The sequence below is a fragment of the Methanogenium sp. MK-MG genome, assembly GCF_009914725.1.
GTDB lineage: Archaea > Halobacteriota > Methanomicrobia > Methanomicrobiales > Methanomicrobiaceae > Methanogenium.
Window position 1 is genome coordinate 25,252 of sequence record NZ_JAAAWJ010000008.1, and the last position, 25,277, is coordinate 50,528.

General features: G+C 48.6%; 32 protein-coding genes. 6 read left to right on the plus strand and 26 right to left on the minus strand.

What is annotated here, in order from left to right:
* Positions 1 to 16 precede the first annotated feature (16 nt).
* Genes MKMG_RS02290 through MKMG_RS02300 form a run of 3 tightly spaced genes read right to left on the minus strand, consistent with a single transcriptional unit; the run spans position 17 to position 2,903 of the window.
* Positions 17 to 892 (minus strand): DUF4350 domain-containing protein, encoded by an 876-nt coding sequence (locus MKMG_RS02290; RefSeq protein WP_165075040.1) that lies wholly within the window; start codon positions 890 to 892, stop codon positions 17 to 19.
* A complete protein-coding gene (locus MKMG_RS02295) occupies positions 889 to 2,640 on the minus strand; it encodes a carboxypeptidase-like regulatory domain-containing protein (RefSeq protein WP_165075043.1) in 1,752 nt (583 codons plus the stop codon). Before MKMG_RS02295 ends, MKMG_RS02290 begins: the two co-directional genes overlap by 4 nt.
* Positions 2,637 to 2,903 (minus strand): hypothetical protein, encoded by a 267-nt coding sequence (locus tag MKMG_RS02300; protein ID WP_216842862.1) that lies wholly within the window; start codon positions 2,901 to 2,903, stop codon positions 2,637 to 2,639. Before MKMG_RS02300 ends, MKMG_RS02295 begins: the two co-directional genes overlap by 4 nt.
* A 120-nt stretch (positions 2,904 to 3,023) precedes the next feature.
* Between MKMG_RS02300 and MKMG_RS02305 the strand changes: the two genes are divergently transcribed.
* From MKMG_RS02305 to mutL, 3 genes are all read left to right on the plus strand, one after another.
* The gene (locus tag MKMG_RS02305; RefSeq protein WP_165075046.1) at positions 3,024 to 3,527 is read left to right on the plus strand and encodes a hypothetical protein; all 504 of its coding nucleotides are present in this window, start codon (positions 3,024 to 3,026) and stop codon (positions 3,525 to 3,527) included.
* A 75-nt stretch (positions 3,528 to 3,602) separates the two neighbouring features.
* Positions 3,603 to 6,224: a DNA mismatch repair protein MutS gene (gene mutS / locus MKMG_RS02310; protein WP_165075049.1), complete on the plus strand. Its 2,622-nt coding sequence runs from the start codon at positions 3,603 to 3,605 to the stop codon at positions 6,222 to 6,224.
* Between the two features lie 15 nt (positions 6,225 to 6,239).
* Positions 6,240 to 8,294, plus strand: coding sequence for a DNA mismatch repair endonuclease MutL (gene mutL / locus MKMG_RS02315; RefSeq protein WP_165075052.1), 2,055 nt, complete (start codon positions 6,240 to 6,242; stop codon positions 8,292 to 8,294).
* A 55-nt stretch (positions 8,295 to 8,349) separates the two neighbouring features.
* Here the strand turns inward: mutL and MKMG_RS02320 are convergent, their stop codons facing one another.
* From MKMG_RS02320 to MKMG_RS02425, 22 genes are all read right to left on the minus strand, one after another.
* Entirely contained in the window at positions 8,350 to 9,009 is a 660-nt protein-coding gene (locus tag MKMG_RS02320; protein WP_371415192.1) for a HemK2/MTQ2 family protein methyltransferase, read from the minus strand.
* A 620-nt stretch (positions 9,010 to 9,629) separates the two neighbouring features.
* A complete protein-coding gene (gene rsmA / locus MKMG_RS02325) occupies positions 9,630 to 10,412 on the minus strand; it encodes a 16S rRNA (adenine(1518)-N(6)/adenine(1519)-N(6))-dimethyltransferase RsmA (RefSeq protein WP_165075055.1) in 783 nt (260 codons plus the stop codon).
* Complete coding sequence (locus MKMG_RS02330) at positions 10,409 to 10,972, minus strand: DUF655 domain-containing protein (protein WP_165075058.1); 564 nt, start codon at positions 10,970 to 10,972, stop codon at positions 10,409 to 10,411. Before MKMG_RS02330 ends, rsmA begins: the two co-directional genes overlap by 4 nt.
* Positions 10,973 to 10,982: 10 nt before the next feature.
* Positions 10,983 to 11,333 (minus strand): RNA polymerase Rpb4 family protein, encoded by a 351-nt coding sequence (locus tag MKMG_RS02335; RefSeq protein ID WP_165075061.1) that lies wholly within the window; start codon positions 11,331 to 11,333, stop codon positions 10,983 to 10,985.
* A 22-nt stretch (positions 11,334 to 11,355) separates the two neighbouring features.
* Entirely contained in the window at positions 11,356 to 11,649 is a 294-nt protein-coding gene (locus MKMG_RS02340; protein ID WP_165075064.1) for a 50S ribosomal protein L21e, read from the minus strand.
* 4 nt (positions 11,650 to 11,653) lie between these two features.
* The gene (locus tag MKMG_RS02345) at positions 11,654 to 12,907 is read right to left on the minus strand and encodes a tRNA pseudouridine(54/55) synthase Pus10 (protein WP_165075130.1); all 1,254 of its coding nucleotides are present in this window, start codon (positions 12,905 to 12,907) and stop codon (positions 11,654 to 11,656) included.
* Positions 12,898 to 13,476, minus strand: a complete 579-nt coding sequence (gene trmY, locus MKMG_RS02350) for a tRNA (pseudouridine(54)-N(1))-methyltransferase TrmY (RefSeq protein ID WP_165075067.1) — start codon at positions 13,474 to 13,476, stop codon at positions 12,898 to 12,900. Before trmY ends, MKMG_RS02345 begins: the two co-directional genes overlap by 10 nt.
* A 5-nt stretch (positions 13,477 to 13,481) precedes the next feature.
* Positions 13,482 to 14,801 carry a signal recognition particle protein Srp54 gene (locus MKMG_RS02355; RefSeq protein WP_165075070.1) on the minus strand — a complete coding sequence of 440 codons (1,320 nt, stop codon included), beginning with the start codon at positions 14,799 to 14,801 and terminating at the stop codon, positions 13,482 to 13,484.
* A gap of 2 nt (positions 14,802 to 14,803) precedes the next feature.
* Positions 14,804 to 15,913, minus strand: a complete 1,110-nt coding sequence (ftsY, locus tag MKMG_RS02360) for a signal recognition particle-docking protein FtsY (RefSeq protein WP_165075074.1) — start codon at positions 15,911 to 15,913, stop codon at positions 14,804 to 14,806.
* A 6-nt stretch (positions 15,914 to 15,919) separates the two neighbouring features.
* Positions 15,920 to 16,366 carry a prefoldin subunit alpha gene (gene pfdA, locus MKMG_RS02365; RefSeq protein ID WP_165075077.1) on the minus strand — a complete coding sequence of 149 codons (447 nt, stop codon included), beginning with the start codon at positions 16,364 to 16,366 and terminating at the stop codon, positions 15,920 to 15,922.
* A gap of 1 nt (position 16,367) precedes the next feature.
* On the minus strand, positions 16,368 to 16,559 hold the full coding sequence (gene rpl18a / locus MKMG_RS02370; protein WP_165075079.1) for a 50S ribosomal protein L18Ae: 192 nt from the start codon (positions 16,557 to 16,559) through the stop codon (positions 16,368 to 16,370).
* 5 nt (positions 16,560 to 16,564) lie between these two features.
* A complete protein-coding gene (locus tag MKMG_RS02375; protein ID WP_165075082.1) occupies positions 16,565 to 17,227 on the minus strand; it encodes a translation initiation factor IF-6 in 663 nt (220 codons plus the stop codon).
* A gap of 4 nt (positions 17,228 to 17,231) precedes the next feature.
* A complete protein-coding gene (locus MKMG_RS02380) occupies positions 17,232 to 17,495 on the minus strand; it encodes a 50S ribosomal protein L31e (RefSeq protein WP_165075085.1) in 264 nt (87 codons plus the stop codon).
* 4 nt (positions 17,496 to 17,499) lie between these two features.
* Positions 17,500 to 17,652 carry a 50S ribosomal protein L39e gene (locus MKMG_RS02385; RefSeq protein WP_165075087.1) on the minus strand — a complete coding sequence of 51 codons (153 nt, stop codon included), beginning with the start codon at positions 17,650 to 17,652 and terminating at the stop codon, positions 17,500 to 17,502.
* On the minus strand, positions 17,645 to 18,259 hold the full coding sequence (locus MKMG_RS02390; RefSeq protein ID WP_165075090.1) for an alpha hydrolase: 615 nt from the start codon (positions 18,257 to 18,259) through the stop codon (positions 17,645 to 17,647). The genes MKMG_RS02385 and MKMG_RS02390 overlap by 8 nt, the downstream gene beginning before the upstream one ends.
* Positions 18,256 to 18,597 (minus strand): DNA-binding protein, encoded by a 342-nt coding sequence (locus tag MKMG_RS02395; protein ID WP_165075093.1) that lies wholly within the window; start codon positions 18,595 to 18,597, stop codon positions 18,256 to 18,258. Before MKMG_RS02395 ends, MKMG_RS02390 begins: the two co-directional genes overlap by 4 nt.
* Positions 18,598 to 18,610: 13 nt before the next feature.
* A complete protein-coding gene (locus tag MKMG_RS02400; RefSeq protein ID WP_165075096.1) occupies positions 18,611 to 19,060 on the minus strand; it encodes a 30S ribosomal protein S19e in 450 nt (149 codons plus the stop codon).
* Between the two features lie 81 nt (positions 19,061 to 19,141).
* Positions 19,142 to 19,396: a YhbY family RNA-binding protein gene (locus tag MKMG_RS02405; protein ID WP_254059057.1), complete on the minus strand. Its 255-nt coding sequence runs from the start codon at positions 19,394 to 19,396 to the stop codon at positions 19,142 to 19,144.
* A complete protein-coding gene (locus MKMG_RS11740; protein WP_165075099.1) occupies positions 19,374 to 19,697 on the minus strand; it encodes a ribonuclease P protein component 4 in 324 nt (107 codons plus the stop codon). Before MKMG_RS11740 ends, MKMG_RS02405 begins: the two co-directional genes overlap by 23 nt.
* Before the next feature lie 36 nt (positions 19,698 to 19,733).
* A complete protein-coding gene (gene purN, locus MKMG_RS02415; protein WP_165075136.1) occupies positions 19,734 to 20,351 on the minus strand; it encodes a phosphoribosylglycinamide formyltransferase in 618 nt (205 codons plus the stop codon).
* A gap of 25 nt (positions 20,352 to 20,376) precedes the next feature.
* On the minus strand, positions 20,377 to 21,645 hold the full coding sequence (locus MKMG_RS02420) for a hemolysin family protein (RefSeq protein WP_165075102.1): 1,269 nt from the start codon (positions 21,643 to 21,645) through the stop codon (positions 20,377 to 20,379).
* A gap of 93 nt (positions 21,646 to 21,738) precedes the next feature.
* Complete coding sequence (locus tag MKMG_RS02425) at positions 21,739 to 22,560, minus strand: sugar phosphate isomerase/epimerase (RefSeq protein ID WP_165075105.1); 822 nt, start codon at positions 22,558 to 22,560, stop codon at positions 21,739 to 21,741.
* 90 nt (positions 22,561 to 22,650) lie between these two features.
* On the opposite strand from MKMG_RS02425, the gene xseA reads away from it, so the two are divergent.
* Both xseA and xseB read left to right on the plus strand, forming a co-directional pair.
* Positions 22,651 to 23,889 (plus strand): exodeoxyribonuclease VII large subunit, encoded by a 1,239-nt coding sequence (gene xseA / locus MKMG_RS02430; RefSeq protein WP_165075108.1) that lies wholly within the window; start codon positions 22,651 to 22,653, stop codon positions 23,887 to 23,889.
* Positions 23,873 to 24,055 (plus strand): exodeoxyribonuclease VII small subunit, encoded by a 183-nt coding sequence (gene xseB / locus MKMG_RS02435; RefSeq protein WP_165075111.1) that lies wholly within the window; start codon positions 23,873 to 23,875, stop codon positions 24,053 to 24,055. The genes xseA and xseB overlap by 17 nt, the downstream gene beginning before the upstream one ends.
* On the opposite strand, the gene MKMG_RS02440 is transcribed toward xseB, so the two are convergent.
* Positions 23,988 to 24,476: a DUF371 domain-containing protein gene (locus MKMG_RS02440; RefSeq protein ID WP_165075114.1), complete on the minus strand. Its 489-nt coding sequence runs from the start codon at positions 24,474 to 24,476 to the stop codon at positions 23,988 to 23,990. The genes xseB and MKMG_RS02440 overlap by 68 nt on opposite strands.
* Before the next feature lie 89 nt (positions 24,477 to 24,565).
* On the opposite strand from MKMG_RS02440, the gene MKMG_RS02445 reads away from it, so the two are divergent.
* Positions 24,566 to 25,141, plus strand: coding sequence for an HVO_0476 family zinc finger protein (locus tag MKMG_RS02445; RefSeq protein ID WP_165075117.1), 576 nt, complete (start codon positions 24,566 to 24,568; stop codon positions 25,139 to 25,141).
* Positions 25,142 to 25,277: the final 136 nt, after the last annotated feature.

Below are 25,277 nucleotides of genomic sequence, written 5' to 3' on the forward strand. Positions count from 1 at the left end.
TCCCTGATATGCTGATTTATAGTATTCTCCGTGCATATGCGGCGCAGATAATGCCTGTAATTAGTAATAATACTAATATTTTAATGATGGTTGTATTTTTTGCACCGGTAACGGCCTGCAGGGCACCATCCGTTTCAAATGGCTGTGAAGCGATGGTGTCATAGGCTGTATCCATACCGGTAGCAAGGTTATTTCGTAATCGTGTATTGTCCCGTTCAGATACCGTGGTATCCATACTGTTGATGAGAACTCCGCTGTCTGAAAGAATAATGATTTCCCCGGATTCAAGAAACTCGCGTGCCATCACAGTTTCTTTGCCAAACGTCTCCATACCGTCTGCCCTCCCGTTGTTATTTCTGTCAATCCACGAGATAACTGAGGTCTGAAGCAGTATCTCCCCACCGGTCAGTGTTGACGGCTGGTTCAGGGCAATGCTCTCCACGCCTTTGAGAAGTCTGTGGTCCTGTGCCCGGTAGGCGATTACCATACGCGGGTCTGCATATTCCCTGTCGATGCTTGACAGTATGGATTCATGAATCCTGATGGAACTTCCCATGGCCTCCAGGATACTGTTTGCCGATTCATTTTTTGCAATTACAATAAGCGTCCCACCGTCTCTCACAAATTGCCTGATACTGTCTGTTTCCTCTTCAGGCAGAGCGTGTGGTTCAACCATGATTAACGTCTCAGGAGGTGCTGAACGGAGAATGGCATAGGACGTAATGGCAGTGCTGCCGGTTCTGTCAAGCTGGTCATAGAAAGCGGAGGTGCCGTTCCATCCGCCGTTATAGCGGGATAGTTCAGCATCTGTTGAGGAGAGATAGCTAAGTATCACGATGCCTGCAAGTATCAACGCTGCAACTACCAGTATGTTTCCTGTGGTCTGTTTCATGCGGCACCCATGCACCGGATGGCCTCGTCCCACGCCACGAGAAGTTCATCCCCTTTTTGGTGGTATTTTCCGTAGACCATTGCTTCATACATGGTTACAAACACGTATGCCTGTTCCCGGCATCTGCCTTCCAGTCTGTCTGCCTGTTCTCGCATCGTCTCAGACGGTCTGCACTTCTGTCCGGTATAGAACCCAATTGCGGCAGTAAGTCCTTCTCCCAGTATACGGGAGGCATCAGCAGGTGAGAGTGTAGTTCTCTGCGAAATATATCTGCTGCGGAAATCCTGTATTGCAGTGGCTTCTGACCGACTGTCTCCACGCGTATCTTCTGCTCTTTCAGGCAGGGGACTCGTGGAAGGATGCTCTTCTGTTGTATCAGGTTCACTTGTCTCTTCGGGCGACCCTTCTTTTTCTCTGTTATTATATCTGCGGCGAAGTATCAGGTATCCGGCACCCGCTGCAACAATTGTGAACAGTAATAGATAGAGGAGGAGGTCATTTTGGCCGACTGAGACTACAGATTCCCTGCTTCTGCACTCATTCACCGGAAAACCCGGGTCTGAGAAGACTGACTGGATAATGTAATCTCCCGGTCTGACCTCTGTTTCATATGAATATGCACCCGAGCTGTCTGTATATACTGTCGTCTCTGTTTCGTTATCCAGACCCCTGAGGTAGATGGTCACCGGTGCATCGGAGACATCCCTACATTCAGTTGTCAGTCTGCCTGAAGAAAGCACAGTACTGCCCATCACAGATACATTGAGTGTCAGCACGCCTGCTGTCCCGGCAACAGAGACCGGTATGATCGGGGAGAATACATTGCCGGCCCGTGTATAAACAAGATGTGTGCCTGCATACATGTGGTGAATAGTAAACGGGATGCCATACTCTCCTGTATTCGTACAGGCTGAAACGGCGAATTCTCTGCTGTCGATGTAGAGGGTGACAGGTTCTCCTGTGGGAATATCTCCTGTCCGCGAATATACTCCTGCTGCATGAATTCCATCGCCATATATACCACCGGAAGGATTTGTGGCAAGTGTCAGCTCTTCATTGAATGTTATGGCGGTATCTGATGCCCGGACAATCCGTTCTTCCTGCCTGCCTTCAATTTCTCTGATATGGTCTGCAAAGTGATCAACAGAAGATTCCATTGCTTCAGGGTCCACTTCAATCGCTCTCCCTGTCTTTGCCATTGCAGCAGTGTTCTTTTGGTATTGCCCGAATTCCTGTGTGATCTTTTCGCGAAGTGCTTCCCCTTCATATGCGATGGAATACATCATCTCAGGATTGTCTTCGTTCTGATACTGAATTTCAAGGCGGTTCAGTTCATCAAATGCGATTGAATCGTTGAGCAGTTCTTCAAGATTTCTGATGTTTTCTGCATTGTTCTTCCTGAATTCACCAATTTCAGACTCGCTCATATCCAGGTTGATAACGAGACGGTCAAACTGCGATGCCGCCCTGCGGTACTCGGCAAGATCCTCTTGCGCATCTTCAAAATTATTTAAGCGCACATTCAGAACAATGGTTCCGGAGGAGCCAAGGAAGTCCTGCATCAGCGGCTGAAGGTCAGCGGTTTTCTCCTGCGAAATCTGTTTCAGGGCGATTGGGTTCTTAAAAATCCCGGCCCCTTCGACATTGCTTATCGCATATATTTCAGGTTCTGCGGTGTATGGCATCAGCAAAACTGCAAAGAGGATGGCCAGCCAGATGAAGATGATGGGGGCGGTATACCTCTTCATGAACCGATAATCTCCATGATCTTCTGCAGCACAATAATTCCGAAGATGATTACGCCTCCGGCGGCCAGGTATTTTGCATACCTGATCATTCTTGGTTCAATGAACGGTGGGTCGGTCAGTTCAATGATTACGAGCACCCCAATCAACCATAATACAAAGAATATTTCGAGGTTAACCACCTGGGCGAGTGTCATGAACCCAAGGATGATGAGCATCCAGAGAAAGATGGCAAGTAGAGAATACCCCCGAGTTGTAATGCCCATTTCTTAGAATTTCTCTTCTTTGATACTAATAAGAATATCGACTATTTCTGGCATGCGCAACGCATTCGCAACAAAGGAATAAAATACTCGGGGAACATATTGGGTGTCAGGTGTTATATTATGAAACAAATACTGACAATTCTTGCCATATTATGTTTCTTCTCAGTCATGGCGGCTCCGGCATCAGCATTTACTGCTGAATCTCTTTCTATTAATGTGTCAGAGAACGGGGATGCGACGGTTACATTCTCATATAATCTTGGCTGGGCTGAAAAAATTGCGGTATTCTTGCGTATTGCAGATCCTGCCACTGAATTAAAGGGTGCTCTGGAGAGCAATTCCGGAAAAGAGGTCTCGGTAAGTGAAGTGACAACAAATTCTGCTTCATTTCTGATCAATGGATATGCACATGTCGATACCGGTGACAGTGAGATGACCTACACAACACCGGCATTATCATTTACCCGTGCCAGTGAAATCCTTTCAGATTACTGGTTTGCCCCGCTCATATCTGTGGATTTATCTCCTGCAGAGACGACGGTTATCTTCCCCGACGGGTATACAGAATATTTCTATGACAGTATCGAGATACCAAAGATCAGTCATGCCATCTCTCTTTCATAATCTTCTTTTTTGGCTACCATATGTTCACGTAATAAGACTCATATCGCCAAAGGTAGACTCCTATACTGAGTCGAGATGAGCAAAGGACCAACACCTGCAATGAAGCAGTTTTATGAGATGAAATCACGGTATCCCGGCTGTGTTCTCTTTTTTCAGATGGGGGACTTCTACGAGACGTTTGGGGAGGATGCCGAACTGATATCACGGGAACTTGACATCACCCTTACCTCACGCGGTAAGGACCAAAATGGAGAGCGTATGCCTCTTGCCGGTGTCCCGATTCATGCAGGAGAAGCCTATATTGCCCGTATGGTGAAGAAAGGATACCGTGTGGCCGTCTGTGATCAGGTTGAAGATCCAAAAAAAGCAAAGGGTGTTGTGAAACGTGATGTTGTCCGTGTCATCACCCCGGGCACGGTGATAGACTCTTCGATGGTTCCTTCTGAGGGGCAGGCATATCTTATGGCAGTCGTCCCTGATTTGAAACAAACCAGCTTTGGTCTTGCATTTCTGGACATCACCACGGGTGAATTCTTTGTCACCACATGCAGGGCAGATGACGGAGGTAATGGTCTTCTCTCTGCAATAGACCGTACCGGGCCGCGGGAATGTCTCCTGCCTCAATCGTTGTCCCCGAGGCTGCAGCCTCTTTTTGAGGGCCGGGGAATAGCTATCACACCCTGCGGCACAGAATACTTTGACTATAAAGAGGCGCTGTCCCGGTTAACGCGGCAGTTTGGTGTATCAACTCTGGGGGGATTTGGCTGTAATGACATGGATGAAGCAGTGACTGCAGCCGGTGCCTGTCTGCGGTATGCCACAGAGACACAGAAGTGTGATCTGGGGCATATCACTACACTGTATACACGGCTGCCTGAGCGTGGTATGCTGCTTGACGCAATCACGATGCGCAATCTTGAACTGATACGCAATATTCGTGACGGTGGGACGGAACATACCCTTCTCTCGGTCCTTGACCGGACAAAGACTGCCATGGGCGGTCGCCTTCTCCGCACATTCATCACCAGTCCCCTTACCGATAAAGAGGAGATAATGGCGCGTCTGGATGCCGTCGACTACTGTCTGAATGAACCACTCCGGCGTGAAATTATCAGAAGTCACCTGCATCGGTTTGCGGATATTGAACGCATTGCCGGCAGAATTGCATATGGTAATGTGGGTCCCCGGGATCTTCTCACACTCCGTGATTCGCTGGAACGGTCACCCGGGATCCGGGACGTGCTCTCCTTAGATGACAGCATGACTCCTCTTCTTCTCTCTGAAATAGAGGCAGGCATCAGGGATCACACGGATCAGGTTTCCCTGATCTGTGCTGCAATTGTTGATGACCCGCCTGTGCTGGCACGGACTGGCGGGGTAATACGGGAAGGGTTCAGTAGTGAACTGGACGAAATACAGAATATCAGCCGTAGCGGTAAAGACTGGATTGCATCATTCCAGCAGCAGGAGCGGGACCGCAGCGGTATAAAATCACTGAAGATCGGGTATAACAAAGTATTTGGATATTATATCGAAGTGACAAAGGCAAATCTCTCGCTTGTGCCGCCGGAGTATCTCAGAAAGCAGACCCTGACTAACGGCGAACGGTTTACCCTCCCGGAACTACAGGAGATGGAGCAGAAGATTGCGCATGCACAAGAGCGTCAGAGTGCCCTTGAAGAAGAACTCTATGCAGAGATCATCATCCGTCTGAAAAAGGCTGTTCCCTCCATACAGGCAACCGCGCAGGCAATTGCCCGTCTTGACCTCTTCTCTGCCCTTGCGGATGCTGCCGCTGAAAACGGATATACACGTCCTGTTATTGAAGATTCCGGACGCCTTCTGATCACCGATGGCCGTCATCCGGTGGTGGAAGAGAGTCTTTCATCCGTCGGATTTGTCCCGAATGACGCTGAGCTCGATACGGGAATGGATCAGATCGTCATCATCACCGGTGCCAATATGGCAGGAAAATCCACCTATATGCGGGAAGTTGCCCTCATCTGTATCATGGCACAGATGGGGAGTTTTGTGCCTGCTGCCCGGGCCGTTGTCGGCATCATTGACCGTGTCTTCACCCGTGTCGGTGCATTTGATGATCTTGCAAGCGGTCAGTCGACATTTATGGTTGAGATGGTGGAACTTGCCAATATTCTCAATAATGTGACCGAACGCAGCCTCGTGATTCTTGACGAAATTGGCAGAGGTACATCAACCCTTGACGGGTATTCGATTGCACGTGCTGTTCTTGAATTCCTGCACGGGACCGGAAAACGGGGGCCGCGGACCCTGTTTGCAACCCATTTCCATGAAATCGTGGAGGTTGAAGCAGACCTGAAAAGGGTGAAAAACTGTCATTTTGCGGTGAAAGAGACGGGGAGTGATGTGGTTTTTCTGAGGAAACTGATACCGGGAGCAACAGACAGAAGTTATGGTATTCATGTGGCGCGCCTTGCGGGTATTCCCGGAAAGGTGATACAGAGGGCAGGGGAAGTGCTTGAACAGGAACGGCAGCGGACACCGGTATCTGAAGGGAGACGTGCCCCGCGGTATACTCAGATGCTCTTGATGGATGCCCCCGGGGGTGGTTGTGCCACGGAAAGCCCGGCTCTCATTGAACTGAAAAACCTGGATCCGGATTCACTGACACCGCGTGAGGCGCTTGTAAAGCTCTATGAACTCCAGAAGAAGGTGTGACAAGGGTTTGTGCTGATGCCTGAAAAGAGAGACACGGGAGTTATCCGCCTGTTAGACGATGAGACCGTTAACACGATCGCTGCCGGTGAAGTGATTGAACGGCCTGCATCTGTGGTGAAAGAACTGGTGGAGAATGCGGTGGATGCCGGTGCAGATATGATAAAGGTGGACATCACCGTCGGCACGCAGCATATCAGCTCGGTTCAGGTGTCTGATACCGGGTGTGGTATGCAGGCGTCTGATGCACGGATGTCTTTTGTCCGCCATGCGACCAGTAAGATTCACAGTCCGGACGATCTCTCCAGAATACATACGATGGGTTTTCGGGGTGAGGCACTTGCAAGTATTGCTGCCGTATCACGGATTACTCTGACAACGAGGGCAGAGGACAATGATGCGGGCACAGAAATTATCATTGAAGGCGGGGAGATACTCTCTGTTTCAGAGGTGTCCGCACCACAGGGCACAACAATACTGGTCGACAATATTTTCTTCAACACTCCTGCCCGCCGGAAATTCCTAAAGTCAAAGGAGACTGAACTGCTTCATATTTATCGTGCGGTTGAAGCAGAAGCCTTTGCACATCCTGAATCTGCATTTCGTCTGAGAGTAAACGGGAAAGAGAAACTCAGAACCCAGCGCACGACAACGATGCTGCAGACCATTGCACAGGTATTTGGAACTGAGATCTCCCGGCATATAATACCTCTCAGTGCAGGAACCCCGGTGATGAGGGTGGATGGCGCCATTGTACGCCCGGAGGCCTGTCGCCCGAATGCCGGGGAGATACATCTCTGTGTGAATGGACGTCCCGTCACATCACCACAGATTGTCAGGGCCATTCGTAAAGGATATGGCACCCTCATTCCAAAAGGCAGGTTTCCCGTGGCGTATCTGAGTATCAAAATCGACACGTCGCTCGTTGATGTGAATGTTCACCCTGCAAAACGGGAAATTCACCTGAGCCGGGAAAAAGAGATCATCAGTGGTATATCCGACGTCATCAGGGATACGCTTCAGACAACTGATTTGATCCATGGTAATACACCTGCAGCCTCAACAGGCAGCCGGGAAATCCAACCGGGCCGGAAAAAGGAGATCATCAGTGATATATCAGACGCCATCAGGGGTACGCTTCAGACAACTGACCTGACTCATGGTGACACACCTGTCCCTTCAACAGGCAACCAGAAAATCCAACTGGGCCGGAAAAAGGAGATCATCAGTGATATATCCGACGCTATCAGAGATACGCTTCAGACAACCGACCTGACTCATGGCGATACGCCTGTCCCTTCAACAGGCAGCCGGGCACCTGCATATCATCATCTCCCCGAATACCGTCAGGGGGTGGTGTCAGAGGCGATTCCCGATATCATTGGAAACTCTTCCCGGAATACTCAGCCGGAGAAGCTTCACATCAGGTATGCGGCGACAGATAAACAGCTTCGCCTCACGAGTAATATGGACGGTGACACCGGAGTGAATCTCCTGCCATCGATGCGGATTATCGGTCAGGTGGCTGATGGCTACATTCTGGCTGCATCGCGTGACAATGATGAACTGTTGATCATCGACCAGCATGCCGCCCATGAGCGCATACTCTACGACCAGTTGTGCAGGCGGAGGGATAGCGGTATCCAGAGGCAGGAACTGTTGGTGCCGCTTGTTGTTGAGCTGAATGCTGCAGAAAAACTGGCACTTTCAGCAAATGTTGATATACTGCTGGACCTGGGTTTTATTGTTGATGAATTCGGGCCCGATGCGTTTGTAGTGAGGGCAGTACCGATGGTTCTCGGCAAACGTCTGGGAACGGAGATGATCCATGACATTGTCTCTGACCTGGTAATAGAAAGCCGGAAAACAGCTGATGAAAAATCTGACCGCATCACCGCGACCATTGCATGCCGGGGAGCAATTAAGGCAGGCAGTCCCCTGACACAGGAACAGATGGAACGTCTGGTTCTTCAGTTGTCCCACACCAGTGAACCTTACACCTGTCCGCATGGACGTCCGGTCATTCTCTCATATTCGCACAAGGAACTTGACCGCATGTTTCACCGGACCTGAGATAACATTTCCATCCCTGAGGGAATTTGTATCTCATCTCTCCTTTTTTGTTGCTTCAGTCTCTAAGACTGCAGAGGTCATGGGTTATGCGGAAGACCACCAGACGCTCCCCTTCTGTTGTCTCCTCACCGACAATACATGACAGAAATCCCTGCTCTGCAAAGAGTTCACGTGTCTCCTGAATGCCAGTCAGGGATGAAACCAAAAGAAGCACGCGTCCATATGGTTGAAGGATACGCTGCAGTCCGGATGCAAACCGACGGATGACTGCCCTGCCGTCCGGGCCTCCGTCAAGTGCATACTCCAGCCAGTCGTCTATCCGTTCGTTCTCTGCTGTCGGAAGATAGGGCGGGTTGAATACTATCAGGTCAAACGGTCCATTCAGTCCGGCATAGAGGTCAGTACGGACGGCTTCCACACCCATCTCATGGGCCATCCTGCACGCGTGGGGGTTTACATCGGTTGCAACACATCTGGCACGCTCGCTGCATGCCTGTGCGATGACACCGCTTCCGGTTCCCACTTCCAGAACAGTGTCGCCGTTTCGGATTTCATTTTTGACCGATGAAAGGAGCAGATAGGTATCAGTCTCCGGCTGATATACCTGTTCGTGATATTCAGGTGCTTTTGAGTTCATTCCTGCGTTCTCTTCATATACATTGTATGTTACCCGATAAGGGTTCTTTCCCCGGATGTTCTGTTGACCGTTAACCATGAGGAGGTGCTCCATTCCATTATTGTATGGAGTAACACATTGGGTAGGCATACGGACAGGATTTTAGTGCCAGTTTCCTGTCTGGTGAAACGGGAGTGCCTGCCTCATCCCTGTCGTCACCCTTTGGTTGCCCTCTTTGATCCTGTACGGGGGAATTGGGGGGTAAAATGGGCATATTTTCTGCTCATTTTTACTGCCGGAAAATGACGGTTGTAATGCCTTTTATTTGCTAAACTGGCTGTTGATTGCGGACTACTGAGGGGTCGCTATTGGCGCAAATTTTGAGAGGATCTTACCGGTTGTCTTCGGTTGAGATCGGCCCGCTCCGGGCTTCTGTGTGGACGTTTTTTTCCCGGACGCAGGGCCATTGGGGGGTTATTTATGCGTTGCTTAACCCGATGAAGGGATTTTTGCCCCAAATGAAGAGTGTTGCAATCCGCGGCCTGCAGGGGTGAACAAACGGCATGTCCGGGTGGCCCACATATCACCCCGAAAAATAATCTCTATTGGTAGAGAAGGTAACGCCAGTTGTAGATCATATTGTTCTCTGTTCCGGGCTCAGTTCTCTCAGAGTATTTCTACAAGGTAGAAATGGGTGCTTGTAGCACGCCAAAAAGTGATTATTCTGGTTTTCCCGAATATCCCGCATTTGCAATTTTTGCAAAGTCACTCAGCAGGAGTTCTTCTGGTCTTTTTTTGAGAATCTCTTCCGGAATGTTCTCTTCGATTGCTGCCACACATTCTTTTCCGATAATGCCCGCTGATATCCGCAGGGCTTTACGTATTGTCTTTCTGCGGTAAGAAAAGAGTTCACGTACAACAAGGGCGTAAAACTGATGGTCATTAATTGGGTGCGGTGGTTCTCTCGGGATGATGCGCATGACCCAGGACTGCACAGCAGGCGGAGGAGAAAATGCCCGTGCTGAAAGCTGCATTATTGGTTTTGCCTTTGCATAGGTCTGCACCATAATAGACAGTCTGCCAACGCCGGGAGTCCCCGGTGGGGCAATCATCCGCTGTCCGAATTCCTTCTGATACATCAGTATGGCCTCCTCAAATCCTGCCTCAAGAAGCCTGAATGTAATCTTTGAAGATGCAGAATACGGAAGGTTTGAAACCGATATGTCAAATGGCGGATAAACACATTTCACTGCATTTCCGTGAATAAGTGTAAGGTCGCCAGCACGTATTTCACGGTGAAAACGGTTGTTCAGGTATTCAATTAAATCCGGGTCAAGTTCAATTGCAGTAACGATGGCACCATGATCCAGAAGTGCACGGGTAAGTGGCCCTTCTCCCGGACCAATTTCCAGCACATGCTTCCCTGAAACGTCAGCTGCGGAGGCGATCCGCTCAATTGCCTTTTTGTCAGTTAAAAAATGTTGATCGTGAGGTGCTTTCATTGTGATGTGAAGATCCGGTATTTAATATCCGGATCCTGAATCTCTTCCAGCACTCTCTTTACGATCATCTGTTCTGGGTGGGGGATAGTCTTGATACGTCCACTGATGTCAGAAAAACTTGTAAACGGGCGTTTTTGTCGTTCTGTAAGAATCTCCTGCATCAGTTTTTTTCCAATGCCAGGTAGCAGGTGAAGCATGTGGAGTTTGATTGAAATAGGGACAGCATTATTGTAGAAAGCAACATACCGTTCCTCATCATCTTTGACTATGCCCTCGATTGCAAACGGTAGTTCAACCTTTGCAGTCTGGGTAAGATCTGAATACCCGATACGACGCTTCACCCGTTCGATTTTGTTACGTTCCTTATCGCCGATGTAGACTTTATCATTAATTGAAATGGTATCGACTTTCGGAATAAGTTCAAGAAGCTTGAACTGGTCTTTCCCAACAGCCTGAACAATTGGTTCATGCTTATATTGTTGCCTCCCACCTGCCTCACTCCTGCCATGGAGAAGATACTCAATAACAACTGCATAGATTTCTTTCTTGTCAGAACGCATGGGGTCTCCCTCAGTAATGGGTGATAACCAGTTCAATTATCTCATCAAGTTCTTCACCGGAAAGAGTAAACCGTTCTTTTGCATAGATGGCCCGGAGTTCATCTCTGGTCCGTGGCATAAGATTTGCAATGCGGTATGCAATGTCTGGTTTAATCTTTTCGAGTGTCAACAGTTTCTCCACAAGTGAACGTGCGTTTACTGCACTTGTTTTCGTTAACTGGTTGGCATGCTCGATACTCCTGCGGAGTTCGTACGGAAGTTCACTGCCGGATTCAAGTCTGGATGCCTCTACAGCGAGAAGTGTTTCCCTGACTTCTGATAATGTAATTCTCTCTTCATCGACAATTCCTTTAACATTCATGCCAATCCCGTCCTTGTGAAAATTATTGTTTTTGTGGTTTTAGATGTTGTGGTTTTGAGATGACAGTCTTTGTTTTGTTACCGTCTTTTATCTCAAGAACCCATGCACGTCCACGTTTCCCGATAACAGTTCCTGTCTTTCCATGGAAACGTCTGTGAGGCATGCCTTTCTGAATACTGGAATCAATTACGATATGAACTTTACTTCCCTCATCAAATGACTGGATGATGGTGGTTACTGGTGCCATACCGCGTCGCCTCAGCGCTTTCTTGAATTTACCGCGAGTCTTTTTTCGTGGACCGTTGTGATGTGCCATTTCTCTAATCCTCCTTGAATTTGTTTTCCTTTTCGGGAACAACACCTTCGACCATAATAACGTCGAGGGCTGTTACCTTTGCGGGTGCCCCAATGCATTCAGTGAGGCTCGGAATTGTTCTCCCTTCATCGCCTGAGATGAGCTCTTTGATATAAAGGCCTGCGTCTCCGAGAACTTCAATTCTGTATTGGCCGTCCTCTACGCCTCTCAGGCAGATATCAATGACGTCCCGCTTTCTCTCCTTGTCAGCCCTTCGGTGAGCTACCCTCTGAGGAGTGCGCTGCGATATTGACGCCCCATTTAGGGCAGACAGAGATAATCTGACGTCATCATCAGAGAAATCGCCGTCTACTTCTACCAGAATGCTGTATTTCTTATGCGCTTTTCCCGATTTAATCCTTTCCACCTCGCGGCGGTCACTGATATGATCAAGCACAACAGTCACCCGGCCGTCTGCAGTGGAATTTATAGTTTCTTCGAGTACAGAAAGGGGAATGCTGCGTATATTCGGATGAACTATTTCCATGATAAACGGCCTTCCGGTACCGATCATACGGGCATCAATATCCTCTCTGCCTGCACCATGGAGAATCACATCTTCAGCGCTGCAGCATTCAGTGACCGGCCGGCCAATGAGTTCTTCAACAGAATCCGGATACATCTTCCCGGTGAAGTTGCAGCGTTCACAGCCAGCTCCGTGGCATTCGCGGCAGTGCCATCTGGTCTGTGGAATACCCCGTTCGTATTTCCGGTATCTTCCATAGATGTAGATGGGGTTGATCTCTATTTCCACAGTGTTGTCAGCAGGATTGCAGACTGCAACCAGATCCGGGCGCTTGAAATCAACTTCTGAACCGCTTCTGGCAGAGAAAGCCTTACCCACTTCACGATTGAACTGTGCCTTCAGTGTTTCCGGAGATGTCAGACCGAGGTCGCTCCAGACCATCTCTTCGCTCTCTGCCATAATGGGGGGTACCCGGCAGCCGACTAACAGTGTTGAAAATTCAATGCCCCGTACACTCTCTTCGATTCGTCCTGCCCACACATCTGTTTCATCAAACATGTTTCCGCAGATCCAGCAGGGTTTTGTCTCTTCTGTGTAGGGATGATTGTCTTCAAGTGCAAGTGCCGTACGTAATGCCCGGCCCCGTTCTTCATTGGCAAGTCCGAATGAACGTTTACCAAAGAATCTTCCGAGGCAGTGATTGCATATAATTCCATATGCAAGTATTTCCCGTGTTTCTTTGATTACTCCGATGATTTTTCCCTCCTGTCCATTTCATTGAGAACCACAGTGATGGTATGGTCGGCGTGAAGAACCGCCGGGCCGACCGAGACACGTGGCAGATGATGTGTAATTGCACTCTCGCTCCCGGAGAAATTCTGATGGTCTGAGAGGAGGTAGGCTGACGGAAGCTCCTGCATATCCCGGATATCTGTGCCACCTTCATCAAGAAGAACCGGGCTGCATTCTGTGAGGAGCTCTTCAAGACCTCCCCTGCGAACATACACTCCGGGTGTTGATTCACGGAATTCTTCGTCACATGGTAATGCAAGGGCCTTTTTGATGAGTGATCCTGCACTACGTTCGTCCGGGCTGAGATACCGGAGAGAATCTCCCCTGAATAGAATGGTCTTTTGGGGATCCGGTTCACCCAATAACACCAGATAGCATTCCGTATCGCGCCTGAGGTCATGCGAGAGGAAAAACGATGAATTTACACACCTGCACAGGACATCGATTCTTCCTGCCCCACCCGGCATATCGTTGAGGGAAAAGTCTCCGTCTGTCCGGGCGAGGTGCCCGATGACGATAAACTGTTTCATAACTGTTACATCCCGCCGAATTTCTTCATCATGCGCTGCATGTTGAACTTACCCTGCCCGCCGCGCATCGTTTTCAGGGTACGCTGCATTGTTTTGTAATATTTGATTAACTCGCGCACTTCCTCAGGGGAGGTGCCGGACCCGGTTGATATCCGCTGAATTCGTGAACCGCTGATCACGCCAGGATTGTCAAGTTCTCCATCTGTCATCGAGTCCATGATATACTTAAAGCGGTCCATCTTCACCGACGTTACATCAAAGGCATCCTGGGGGAGGTCGACATTTCCCAGTGGAAGCATATTCATTACCTGCTTCAGTGGCCCCATCTTTTTCAGGGCTTCCAGCTGCTTGTACATGTCACGAAGGGTAAATTTCCCTTTGAGCATTGCATTGACATCCACATCTTCAGGAGATATCACGTCTTCGGCACGCTCAATGAGTGCCCTGAGATCTCCCATTCCAAGCAGGCGGGATATGAAGCCGTCGGGGTCAAAGCGTTCAAGATCCTCTATCGTCTCACCGCTTCCGACAAACACAATGCCTGATTTGGTCTCTGCCACAGCGGAAAGGGCACCACCTCCCTTTGCGGTACCATCCATTTTGGTAATGATAACGCCGTCAATGTCTATTGCTTCATGGAACCTGCGCGCCTGTTCCCGTGCCTGCTGGCCGAGCGCAGCATCAATTACAAGCCAGCGGTGTGTGGCATGGGACAGCTCGTTAAGTGCAATGATCTCCTCGATGAGTTCATTCTCAAGTGCATGTCTGCCCTGGGTATCGATGATAAGCACTTCTGTGCCGGTCAGCTCTTTCATTCCGCGGGTGACGATGCCAATGGCATCCGTTTCACCACGTTCTCCATAGCAGGGCACATTGACCTTCTGGCAGAGTGTACTGAGTTGATCATATGCACCGGGCCGGAATACGTCGGCACAGATGACCCCCACACGGAGCCCTTTTCTCTGGAAGAAACGTGCAAGTTTGCCGGTTGTCGTTGTTTTTCCGCTTCCCTGAAGGCCGGCCATCAGAATGGTCTGGGATTCAAGTTTGACATCAACCTCTTCTCCCATCAGGTTGACAAGCTCTTCATATACAATTCTCAGTACATGTTCGCGTGCTCCCATTCCCTTTGGTGGCTCTTCTTCAAGAGAACGTTTTTTGATGGTCGTTGTGAGCTCCATAACGAGCTTCACATTTATGTCTGACTGAATGAGCACCCGTTGCAGATCACGGACCAGTTCATCGACTGCTGCTTTGTCGATGACAGATTTCCCTGCAAGTTTCTTTACAGCATCCTTAAGACCGCTACCAAATCTGTCCAGCATTGTTATTCATCTCCGAGAAGGTCGCTGACCACGGCTCTAGGTTCGAATGGAATGATGTCGGTATATTCCTGCCCCGTTCCAAGGAACATGATCGGTCGGCCGATGGTGTGCGCAATTGAGATCGCTGCACCACCCTTGGTGTCCATGTCAGCTTTTGTAAGTACAACAACATCTGTTCCTACAGCATTGTTAAACTCTTCTGCCCTGATGACAGCGTCATTACCGGCAACGGCTTCGTCGACATATGCCACAATGTCAGGGCTAAAGACACGGCGAATCTTAGCCAGCTGATTCATCAGGTTTGCCCGGTTATGGAATCGTCCTGCAGTGTCTGCGAGCACTACATCGATGCCATGTGCCTTTGCATATTCAACAGCATCATAAAGGACTGCAGACGGGTCTGCACCTTCCTGGTGTCGGATGACTTTGACACCGACACGGTCTGCATGGGTCTGCATCTGTTCGTTTGCACCGGCTCTGAATGTATCGCCTGAACCAATTACGACTGAATAACCCTCTGCTTTCAGATAGGCTGCCACCTTCGCAATTGTTGTCGTTTTTCCTGCACCGTTGACACCGGTAAAGAGAACTTTCACCGGATGGTCATGGGTATTGATGTACGTGGTGAGTGAGAACCCTTCGCCAAGGACATTCAGAAGGGCACCTCTGAGGGCATCCATTACCATGGTGTCAATGGATGAACCTATTTTTTTTGTGCTTCCGGTCAGTTCATTGCGCATCTGTTCTGATATTGCATCCACTGTCTGAAGTGCAACATCATTTTCGAGCAGAACTAATTCAAGTTCCTGAAGTGGTCCTTCAATCTTTTTCTCAGATATGTGGACTTCCCGATCTTTGACCAGAGAACGAATTTTTGCAGAAAAGGCTATTTTTTCCTTCTTTGGTTCTGAAGGGGGTTCGGTTTCAGTTTCATCCGGAAACTCAGCTGTACGCAATGATTGGTTGTCTGTTGAGATCTCTTCAGAGGCGGTTTCCGGGGCAGGAGATGGAATCTCTCTGTCCCCTGAGACTTCTTCAACAAAAGAGTCCTCGAATTCACGGGAAAATCTACTGCGTACCCCTCTCAGTTTTGATTTCAGAGAATCAAACATGCCATATCAGCCCTGAATCCCCGGATCCATCCGGGACTGGGCCTGCGAATATGCCGATTCCATTCTTTTGGCAACATCGCGACCCTGCTTCTGGACCTGCTCGATGGACTCAGCAATTTTTTTGGCAAGCGCTTCCATTTCAGTCATGCGCTCTTCAAGATAATCCACTGTTTCGGTGTTTGTCCGTTCAACAACCACATCGGCACCGATGTTTAAGAGCACAGTATCCGTATCAGGCACGTGTACTCTCAGGCTTGCGCCGCCACCGATCTGGAGAAGTACTGTCGGTCCTTCCTGATCAGCCAGATTGTTCAGGGTTTCAACTGCAGTAGCAGTCTCCATCCTTCGGTTCTCCAGCATTTCAAGCTGCCGGGAGTATGCTTCAACCTGCTGTGTGAACTGTTCAAGATACTGTTCCAGCATCTGAAGTTCGCGGGCGTCAACATTCTCCATATTATTCACCATTCATCGGGGTAATTGCGTTAATTTTAATATAGCATCTCATCAGGTGGTGTTTACTGCCGATGACTGTGAATGCCCGCTCTTCAGCGACTTTCTCGTTTGGTGCTACAATTACTTTGTTAAATGGTTTCCATACTTTGCGTTCCCGGTATTTACCGGTGATCTCAAAATTTTTGTCTGTCATCACCATCACTCCACAAATCCAAATACTTCTTCAATTCTGCTAAGCTCGTAGCCGCTTGTTGCACTTCCGGCCACATAGCCGGAATTGTTCGCAATCAGGCCTGTTCCGATGAGATTGGTTCCCATGTTAATAGTCCCTGTACCAACGGGTAAGTCAGTATACTCTTCAATTGCCTCGATCTCCTGTTGGGATGCTCTGGGAGGAAGAAGAATGCCACGGGTGGTTGCAACTGCAGTCATTCCGACTGTAGGTACACCACCTATTGGCATCATGAGAACCGGAACGTTAAGAAATTCTGCGATCTCCTCCGCAAAGCGTTCTGGCATATCCGGGTGAACTATCGCAAGGTCATCATTTGCGAGAATGATATTTCCGGCAGCGTTCATGCCACGTTCAAGTCTCAAAACGTCACGGTATTCCTGAAGTACTGCTATCTCTTCAGGTGTTGCCATGCCGCTTACGATGAATCCGTGGTTGTTCCCTACAAGAAGTGACCCGATGATCGAACTTCCCTGTATATATGTCTTTACAACCGGCACTGAAAGTTCTTCTCCAACTACCTGGATAAACCGGTCCGGAGCATCAGATGCAACAAAAGCCACATCGTCAAATGCCCTGCAATATACCCCGATATGTTCGTTGCCTGCGATATCGATCGTTTCAGTCATTGTTTTACTCTTCCGCAAGTTCAGCCTGAACCTGTCCGTCCTCAAATTTCATGGCACGGATGCGAATCTTGCGAGGGGGCTTTTCTGATCCCCGTTCCCAGACTTTTTCATTGATTGTCTGGTCAAGTTTCACGTCATCGCTCTTCATGTGCTTCATGAGGTAAGAACGGATATCTTTCATTGCACGCTGACTCCTTCTCCATCGGGGAGCCTTCTTGACATCCCTAAGGGGGATGATATAGATCTGTTCATTGAGAATGTTAGCCATTGTCTTACACCTTCAAGGAACTGCGTCTCCAGTTACGGCGGCAGGGGTGGCTGACCACACTGCGCTTGGTCCTTACCATCACCCATGCCGGAACGCGGCGGTTCTGTTCACATGCCTTTGCAAGCCGGATTTTTCGGCCTTTTGTTGGTTTACTCATGGTTTATCACCAGTTTCGTTTTATCCTTCCACCCGGTCACCAGGGACTGCTGGTGGCGGTTTGGGAATATCGTATACGGATCGATACCTCGTGCGTTGAATGCTGCCCGGATTTCGCGTTCATAGTCTCCGTTGTGGATGGAGCCTGTTTCACCATAGGAAATGGTGAAATGCCTGTTCGCCAGGCGGTCCACTTCAGTCTTTCCGAATCCGAGCAGAGGACGCACATAGGAACACTCATGCCTCGCTTCAAGGCTCTGAACCTCCGATAGGCTGAGCATTGGAACACGGTCATTCAGCCGTATTCCATCCCCTATAACGTCATAATACTCTGCAAGAGTCCTGACGGCGTTCCTGTGCACAAGGTTGATGGCATCGTTGGGATATCCCGTTGATACCATCATTTCGACAACCGTGTCCAGAAAATCCGGCTCAAATACTCTTTTCACAAAAGGAAATCCAAGGGCATCTGCCACACTCTCAAGTTCCGGAACTGTCCTGCTTTCATCAAAGACGAAAGTATTCAGTTCGACCTCATAATCCCTGGAGAGCATGAGGGCCGCAAGAGAGCTGTCTTTTCCTCCGGAGAAGAGAATTCCTGCCTTCATTTTCGGGTAATCTTATAATCTTTCTTCTTCGGCGTAAGCTGTGCGAGAAGACTTTTGAGCATCTCGTCAGAGATCTTGTCACGAAGACGTCCACTCTGTGCGAGGATGACCAGTTGCTGCTCGACAGATTTTGCAAATTCCGGACGGGTCAATTTGATGGTGTTCAACCGCTCCCGTGCCTCCGGTTCCAGGATCTGCATGAGGACCATGTGGATCTGTGCATCCTGCTGTTGTCGCTGGCGTGCCATCTCCTCGTCCACTGCGCCCTGCTGTTGCTGCTGGCGCTGGAGATCCTCCATTCTTCTCCGGCGGAGTTCGTTCAGCTCGTCGTCTCCCATCTCTTTTTCCTCATCAGTATTTTGCAAGTGCCGGGTTCTGCTCTACAGCATCTGCTTTGAGACCGTGTGCAACACCGTCAAGGAATGATTCCCCTTTTGCGGTGATTTTGCGGCCTTTATCAGCGTTCTCAATGAGTCCCTCACCCTCAAGCTGCTGGACCACTTTTCGGATTACTGATCCGGATCCTTTCCTGAACTTGTCTGGGTTTGAGCCACGGTTCTGCTTTCCGCCGTAGAATGATCTCAGTCTCTCTACACCAATCGGTCCGTCCACGTAGATACGGCGCAGAACTGCTGCCGCACGGGTGTACCACCAGTCTTCATCGAATGGTGCTGCCTGTTTGTGGACACCTGTCTTGGCAAATGCTGCCCAGTCCGGTGCTTCCACTGTCTCCATTGCCTTGAGTTCATCAGCAGTTTTACTGATCAGAACATCTGCAGGCAAATCATATACGGTTGTCATCTGTTTACCACTCTCTAGTATGCCTATTAGCAGTCTTTACATATAGGTAAGATATTGATTTAAATATTCCGAGGATGTATGTCAGCGGGATATTTTTCTTTGCCGGGTAAGAACCATAGTGCGGCCCCGCGTCTGCACCAGTTCTGCTTTACAGGCAGTTGCAATACCTGCCGGGTCCACCTCTGTACTTCTGAGCCACTTTATTTTTACCATGCCACGATCTTTGATCTGGCGCCTGATTTCTTCATATGTCTGTTCCGTGACTCCGCTTTTTCCAATCCATATAGTCGCTTTTAACTGCGATGCTGCTGTTTTATCGATGATATCCCCTCCCAACAGGGCAGCGCCACTGATGGCCGCATACCCGACAGGTTATGATGATTCTGCTCTGGTGAATTCGAATTCGTACATTTATTCCGGGAATAAGAAATGATGAGCATTTTCGGCAAAATTTCCTTTTCCATACCAGGGGAACTGCAATCCGTTCTCTCATTGCAATACGGCGCGCCCGCATGATATATTCTCGTGCCCGGTCCTGATTATCGCGCGCGGCATTTTCGGCCTCTGAAAAGAGGATTTCAATACGCTCCTTTGCAATCGGTCGCCTTGATTTTTGCTGCCGTTTCTTTCCACCCATTTATTCTATTAAATTTGTCTTCTGGGATGATGAATTTCACTCATCCTGATGATCATGGATGATGACTGTTCTCCCGGATACCTCAAGCCGGTCTTCACAGAAGAGTTTCACTGCCAGGGGAAGAGACAGATGTTCAAATTCCATAATTCTTGCTGCAAGAGATTCTTCAGTATCATCACTGAGCACAACCACCGGATACTGGAGAATAATTAGTCCGGTATCCATACCTTCGTCAACAAAATGCACGGTGCATCCGGCTATTTTTACGCCGTAATCCAATGCCTGCTGTTGGGCATGGAGGCCGGAAAAGCTTGGCAGAAGGGCAGGATGAATATTGATCATTTTTCCGGCAAAGCCACGTACTGTCTCAGGTTTTAACAAGCGCATGTAACCGGCAAGTACAAAGAGGTCTGCCCCGGATTCCTGCATTGCTTTTTCAAGTGCCTGATTATATGATTCACGATCAGGATAATCAGAAAAACTGACGACAGATACGGAAATGTCATGTTTTTCCGCCCGTTTTATCGCATACGCAGATGGATTATCAGTGATGAGGCAGGCAAACTCTGCCGGGATTGTCCCGTCACATACCCTGTCAATTATTGCCTGAAAATTGGAGCCTCTTCCTGATGCAAGCACCGCAATGCGTTTCATACCCATATGTTGGCAGAATTTTATATTAACGATTCGTGTATGTGCCTCTGTCCATCGGGAATATGAGTTTGATATTTTCGATACGGCGATCATTCATCTTCATCACCATCAGGCGAATACCTGATTCAGAAATGGTTACAACTTCACCTTTATGGGGGATCTGGCCCAGCTGATCAATGATCAAACCTCCAATTGTTTCATAGGATTCACTTGTGGGGAGTGTAATTTTCAGGTCTTCATTGACACGTTCAACCCATGCGCGTGCATCAATGAGATACACCCAGTCATTGATCTTCTGAATGTCAGGTTCTTCTTCATCAAATTCATCCATTATTTCACCGACAAGTTCCTCAAGAATATCCTCTACTGTGACAATGCCCGCAAATGTTCCGTATTCATCAACAACGATTGCAAGGTGAACCTTACGCTTCTGCATTTCACGCAGGAGATCATCAATTTCCTTGGATTCAGGAACAAAATATGCTTCGTAGACCAGGTCTGGTATGTCAGCATTTGGCCCGGGTGAATATATGACGCTGAAGACGTCCTTTACGTTTAATATGCCAACGATGTTGTCAATCTGTTCTTCATATACAGGAATGCGGGTAAATCCGGTTTCATTAAAGATATTGATTGAATCTTCCAGAGAACTTTTCCGGTTTATCATCACCACATCTGCCCGTGGCATCATGATCTCCCTGGCACGCGTATCTGAGAATGCAAATACCCGGTAGAGCATCTCATGTTCTTCCTCTTCGATTGTGCCTTCTTCTTCTCCAACATCAATCCACTGTTTTATTTCGTCTTCTGTGACCGTTGGTTTCACTTCACGGTTACGTGAAAAGATACTTTTTCCGATATCAATGACCCAGAATAACGGATGGAGGAGATATGAAAGCCACAATATCGGACGGGAGACTGCGAGAGCTACCTTTTCCGAAGACCTGGTCGCGTAGGTCTTGGGGATGATTTCCCCAAAGGTCAGCATCAGAATGGTTGTTACAAATGTTGCAATACCAATTCCAATCTCTCCCCAGATGTCAATGGCAACAGCTGTCGCAATCGAAGCAGCGCCGATGTTAACCAGGTTATTGCCGATGAGAATGGTAATGAGCAGGCGATCAGGATCAGCTTTCAGGTGTTCAAGTGCCTCAGATCCGATCTTTTTCTGTTCAACAAGGGTTCGCACCTTTGCAGGATTGATCGAGATCAATGCAACTTCTGACCCCGAGAAGAACCCGGAGAGGATAAGACACAAAACAAAAATAATCAGTGCAAAATTGTATTCAATCATTGCACTATGCCGCCTCCGGCGGTCCTGGTAATATTTGATTCATATATGGGTTACTCTTTGATTTATGCACTCTTTCCCAGATAAAAGCAGCGCTCAGTCAAAAAATGTTCTGACCCAGGCAGTTTCATCCGACATAATCTCAATTTTTTTACTGAGGGACAATTCCGGCTGAAATGTGAGATCCTCAATTTCAAGTATGAGAGGTCCTGCATATCCGTATTCGGCAAGAAGAGTGAGTACATGTGCCACGTCAGCATTGTCCTTTGTCCTGCAGTGCATTCTGCCATCAATACAGGCACTGACATGAACTACTGCAATGCGGCTATAAAGCTGTTCGATGTACTCCGCTGCCCCTCCGTTACCTCCGGTGAAGGTATGTGCAGTATCAAGCGTAAAAGAGAGCCATCGTTCTTTCTTTAACAGTGAGATGAAGTCATGTGGTGCAGGAAGAAGGGAATTTACCTTCTGCTCCATATTTTCAAGTGCAACAGTTATACCAGCAGCTGCCGCACAGGTTTTTACTTCTGAAAGATAATGTGCCAGACGTTCTTTGTCAGCAAAGGATGCAGGGCGCTTTGCTGTTCTTCTGCCCGGGTGAATGGTTACCGCGCAGGCATCGATCTGTTTGGCAATGTTAATTGCCCGGCAGGCCCACCGGATGGAAATCTCTGCCACATCAGGGTTCACAGAACAAGGATTCAGGTCAAGTACCGGCGCATGAACACTGACGGAACGGATGGCAGGATGGGTGTGGATGGCATCCAGAAGAATATCTGTGGGCAGGTTTTTTAGCCAGAAAGAGGGGGTTTCGAGCCAGAATTCCATGGCATCACATCCGGCGTCCGTGAGTGCGTCAAAGATAATATCTACTGGATATTCATGAAAAAACATGGTTGATGCGCCAACCGTTGTCATACTCTCCTCTTTCATCCCTCTCATAATAGTCTTTTACTCTGTATACCCGATACACGGTATTCATAAGGGAATGCGATAAAAATAGTGTTCATGCGACCAATGGGAGATGAGGGCCCCGGAGATTCCGGTATATATTCCGTTTCTTCCCTGACAGCAGTAATTGCATCACTCCTTGATGACAACCGCATTAAAAATGTCTGGGTTGAAGGAGAGGTTACAAACTATATTCACCACCGGTCGGGTCACCGGTATTTTTCACTCTCTGAGGATCCGGGTACACGCCCCTCGGTGATCCGCTGTGCAATGTGGAAAAGTTATGGGCGCGAACTGACATTTACACCGGTAAACGGAATGCGTGTACGGGTGTACGGGTCTGTGGATCTTTATGAACCGGGCGGTGAATACAAATTTATCGCAAGAGAGATGGAGGAAACGGGCCACGGTGAGATCTATCGGCTGGTAAACCAGTGGAAACAGGTACTGGAAGAAGAAGGGCACTTTGCGCTGTCAAAGAAACAGTCACTGCCTTGCTATCCACAGGTTGTTGGGGTGGTGACGGCGGAGAATGGTGCTGCACGCCGGGATATTGAACAGGTGATCGCGCGCCGGTTTCCCGTGACGCTTCTCTTGTCTCCATGCAGTGTCCAGGGGTCAGGGTCCGAACATGAAATTGCTGACGCCATCCGTGCTATTGACGGGAAGGCCGATGTTATCATTGTCGGGCGGGGAGGGGGGTCGTTTGAGGACCTCCTCTCATTTAATCATCCGGAGGTGGTCCGGGCTGTTAGTGCCTGCCGGACGCCGGTTGTCAGTGCTGTTGGACATGAAGTTGATACAACACTTATTGATTATGCCGCAGACATCCGGGCACCAACCCCGTCTGCAGCAGCGGAGCTTGTTGTTCCAGACAAAAAAGAACTGAAACAGGAGCTCTTAACACTTAAACAGCGCACATCTGAGAGTTCCGGACGTTATTTGCATCGCTTCCACTCAGATATAGAGGATTTCCGCCTCAGGCTTCGTCCTGACAGACTCAGGGTGCAGATCTCCCGTGAACAGGAGTATATTAATGAAATTAGTGAGCGAATTCTAATGCTTGTAAACAGGGAATGTGAGGGGAAACGCATGATTCTTACAGCAGAAAAAACACGACTAACAGGCCTTGACCCGTATGGCCCAGTGCAGCGAGGTTATGTGCTTGTCAAAAAAGATGGAATTCTCATCACATCGGCAGGGTCTCTGTGTCCTGACGATGAGGTTTCACTCAGCTTTAGCGACGGTTTTGCACGGGCTGGTATCCATGAGGTGACGCATGACACGGACATATGAAGAAAATCTGAAGGAACTCAAAGATCTTATACGAACACTTGAATCAGGTGCTGTCCCGCTTGAAGAGATGCTTGTTCACTATGAGCGTGGGATGGAGCTTATATGTAGCTGTGAAAAAATGCTTGAATCTGCAGAGCTGAAGATCGTTCTTCTTCAGGAATCGTGAATATTTTCATATCTACCGTCATTTTTTCGTCATCTGCAATTGCAGCAATAAGTTCCCGTGGAAGTGTTTTCGCTGTGAAATCAGCGTAAATTGCAATGGTCCTGCTGTCGATATATGAACTTCTTCTCCAGACAAGATCGGTGGGATGAGTGAGTGTCAGCCTGTTGCTTCCCCGCGCAGTAATTGTACATGTCTCTGTCCCCGCAGAGAGAGTGGTCACCAGAAGTGCAGTATCTGAAGCGAGTGATTTCCTGAATTCCGGATCCAGGTCACATAGTCCTTTGTTTGCATGCACGCCAATGATGCATGTTCCACTGGGTGTGATGCTTTCATCTTTTGTGACTTCAAATGTGGACTGATGCAGCGCCCTGATATTCGGGTGGCCACTGCAGATCAGTCTCTCACACTGTCGTTTATCCATTGACAGGAATATTATTTGACTGCCATATTCAAATTATTCCCTGCGTTCAGGCTCAGGTTAATCCCTGTATAGTGCCAATAACATAGCCAATGACGTATGAAGTACTCTGTCCCATCTGTGGGGAAGAGACAACTCACCGTATCCTGAAGGAGTCATCTGACCTTCTGGTTCAGTGTGAGGTGTGCAGCCATGTCCATCATGTGCCGCGCCCCTCTCCCCCGGAACCACTTGTTGTCCGGACAATAATCAGTGATGAAGATAGCTCAAAAGTCGGGACAATCGAACTAAATGAATCGGATATATGTTTTATTGGGGATTTTTTTGTTGCTGAAGTAGGAGAGGAAGTCTATACAGTTGAGGTCTGTGGCATTGAGGTGGGACAACGTCGCCCGTCCCGTGCACAGGCCCCGGATATTACCGCTATCTGGACACGGGTCATTGACACCGTGGTTGCAAAAATCTCTGTTCATGATGGCATGCGCACAATTCCATGTTATCTTCGCTGTGATGGTGAACGTGATTTTGAAATTGGGAGTATCGAAAATATTGATGGTATGAGTGCTCGCATAACTCATATTAAACTGCGAAACGGATCGATGATGAGAAAAGAGGGATGGAAGGCATATGCGCGGAAAATCCGCCGGGTGTATGGCACCCGCTTATAACCAGATATATTTTTTTAGTATTTCTTCAAGAACCTGGCCTGGTGTAATTCCCTCCAGTCGTTCTTTCTCTGTTCCATTAACAAGAACAAGAATTGTGGGTGTGACCTGCAGAGCGTATTTTTGAATGGCTCCTTCT

Excerpts from the sequence above, each read along its gene's own strand:
- MKMG_RS02290 (WP_165075040.1), bottom strand. The coding sequence starts at position 892 with ATGAAACAGACCACAGGAAACATACTGGTAGTTGCAGCGTTGATACTT.
- MKMG_RS02295 (WP_165075043.1), bottom strand. The coding sequence starts at position 2,640 with ATGAAGAGGTATACCGCCCCCATCATCTTCATCTGGCTGGCCATCCTC.
- MKMG_RS02300 (WP_216842862.1), bottom strand. The coding sequence starts at position 2,903 with ATGGGCATTACAACTCGGGGGTATTCTCTACTTGCCATCTTTCTCTGG.
- MKMG_RS02305 (WP_165075046.1), top strand. The coding sequence starts at position 3,024 with ATGAAACAAATACTGACAATTCTTGCCATATTATGTTTCTTCTCAGTC.
- mutS (WP_165075049.1), top strand. The coding sequence starts at position 3,603 with ATGAGCAAAGGACCAACACCTGCAATGAAGCAGTTTTATGAGATGAAA.
- mutL (WP_165075052.1), top strand. The coding sequence starts at position 6,240 with ATGCCTGAAAAGAGAGACACGGGAGTTATCCGCCTGTTAGACGATGAG.
- MKMG_RS02320 (WP_371415192.1), bottom strand. The coding sequence starts at position 9,009 with ATGGTTAACGGTCAACAGAACATCCGGGGAAAGAACCCTTATCGGGTA.
- rsmA (WP_165075055.1), bottom strand. The coding sequence starts at position 10,412 with ATGAAAGCACCTCACGATCAACATTTTTTAACTGACAAAAAGGCAATT.
- MKMG_RS02330 (WP_165075058.1), bottom strand. The coding sequence starts at position 10,972 with ATGCGTTCTGACAAGAAAGAAATCTATGCAGTTGTTATTGAGTATCTT.
- MKMG_RS02335 (WP_165075061.1), bottom strand. The coding sequence starts at position 11,333 with ATGAATGTTAAAGGAATTGTCGATGAAGAGAGAATTACATTATCAGAA.
- MKMG_RS02340 (WP_165075064.1), bottom strand. The coding sequence starts at position 11,649 with ATGGCACATCACAACGGTCCACGAAAAAAGACTCGCGGTAAATTCAAG.
- trmY (WP_165075067.1), bottom strand. The coding sequence starts at position 13,476 with ATGAAACAGTTTATCGTCATCGGGCACCTCGCCCGGACAGACGGAGAC.
- MKMG_RS02355 (WP_165075070.1), bottom strand. The coding sequence starts at position 14,801 with ATGCTGGACAGATTTGGTAGCGGTCTTAAGGATGCTGTAAAGAAACTT.
- ftsY (WP_165075074.1), bottom strand. The coding sequence starts at position 15,913 with ATGTTTGATTCTCTGAAATCAAAACTGAGAGGGGTACGCAGTAGATTT.
- pfdA (WP_165075077.1), bottom strand. The coding sequence starts at position 16,366 with ATGGAGAATGTTGACGCCCGCGAACTTCAGATGCTGGAACAGTATCTT.
- rpl18a (WP_165075079.1), bottom strand. The coding sequence starts at position 16,559 with ATGACAGACAAAAATTTTGAGATCACCGGTAAATACCGGGAACGCAAA.
- MKMG_RS02375 (WP_165075082.1), bottom strand. The coding sequence starts at position 17,227 with ATGACTGAAACGATCGATATCGCAGGCAACGAACATATCGGGGTATAT.
- MKMG_RS02380 (WP_165075085.1), bottom strand. The coding sequence starts at position 17,495 with ATGGCTAACATTCTCAATGAACAGATCTATATCATCCCCCTTAGGGAT.
- MKMG_RS02385 (WP_165075087.1), bottom strand. The coding sequence starts at position 17,652 with ATGAGTAAACCAACAAAAGGCCGAAAAATCCGGCTTGCAAAGGCATGT.
- MKMG_RS02390 (WP_165075090.1), bottom strand. The coding sequence starts at position 18,259 with ATGAAGGCAGGAATTCTCTTCTCCGGAGGAAAAGACAGCTCTCTTGCG.
- MKMG_RS02395 (WP_165075093.1), bottom strand. The coding sequence starts at position 18,597 with ATGGGAGACGACGAGCTGAACGAACTCCGCCGGAGAAGAATGGAGGAT.
- MKMG_RS02400 (WP_165075096.1), bottom strand. The coding sequence starts at position 19,060 with ATGACAACCGTATATGATTTGCCTGCAGATGTTCTGATCAGTAAAACT.
- MKMG_RS11740 (WP_165075099.1), bottom strand. The coding sequence starts at position 19,697 with ATGGGTGGAAAGAAACGGCAGCAAAAATCAAGGCGACCGATTGCAAAG.
- purN (WP_165075136.1), bottom strand. The coding sequence starts at position 20,351 with ATGAAACGCATTGCGGTGCTTGCATCAGGAAGAGGCTCCAATTTTCAG.
- MKMG_RS02420 (WP_165075102.1), bottom strand. The coding sequence starts at position 21,645 with ATGATTGAATACAATTTTGCACTGATTATTTTTGTTTTGTGTCTTATC.
- MKMG_RS02425 (WP_165075105.1), bottom strand. The coding sequence starts at position 22,560 with ATGACAACGGTTGGCGCATCAACCATGTTTTTTCATGAATATCCAGTA.
- xseA (WP_165075108.1), top strand. The coding sequence starts at position 22,651 with ATGCGACCAATGGGAGATGAGGGCCCCGGAGATTCCGGTATATATTCC.
- xseB (WP_165075111.1), top strand. The coding sequence starts at position 23,873 with ATGACACGGACATATGAAGAAAATCTGAAGGAACTCAAAGATCTTATA.
- MKMG_RS02440 (WP_165075114.1), bottom strand. The coding sequence starts at position 24,476 with ATGGATAAACGACAGTGTGAGAGACTGATCTGCAGTGGCCACCCGAAT.
- MKMG_RS02445 (WP_165075117.1), top strand. The coding sequence starts at position 24,566 with ATGACGTATGAAGTACTCTGTCCCATCTGTGGGGAAGAGACAACTCAC.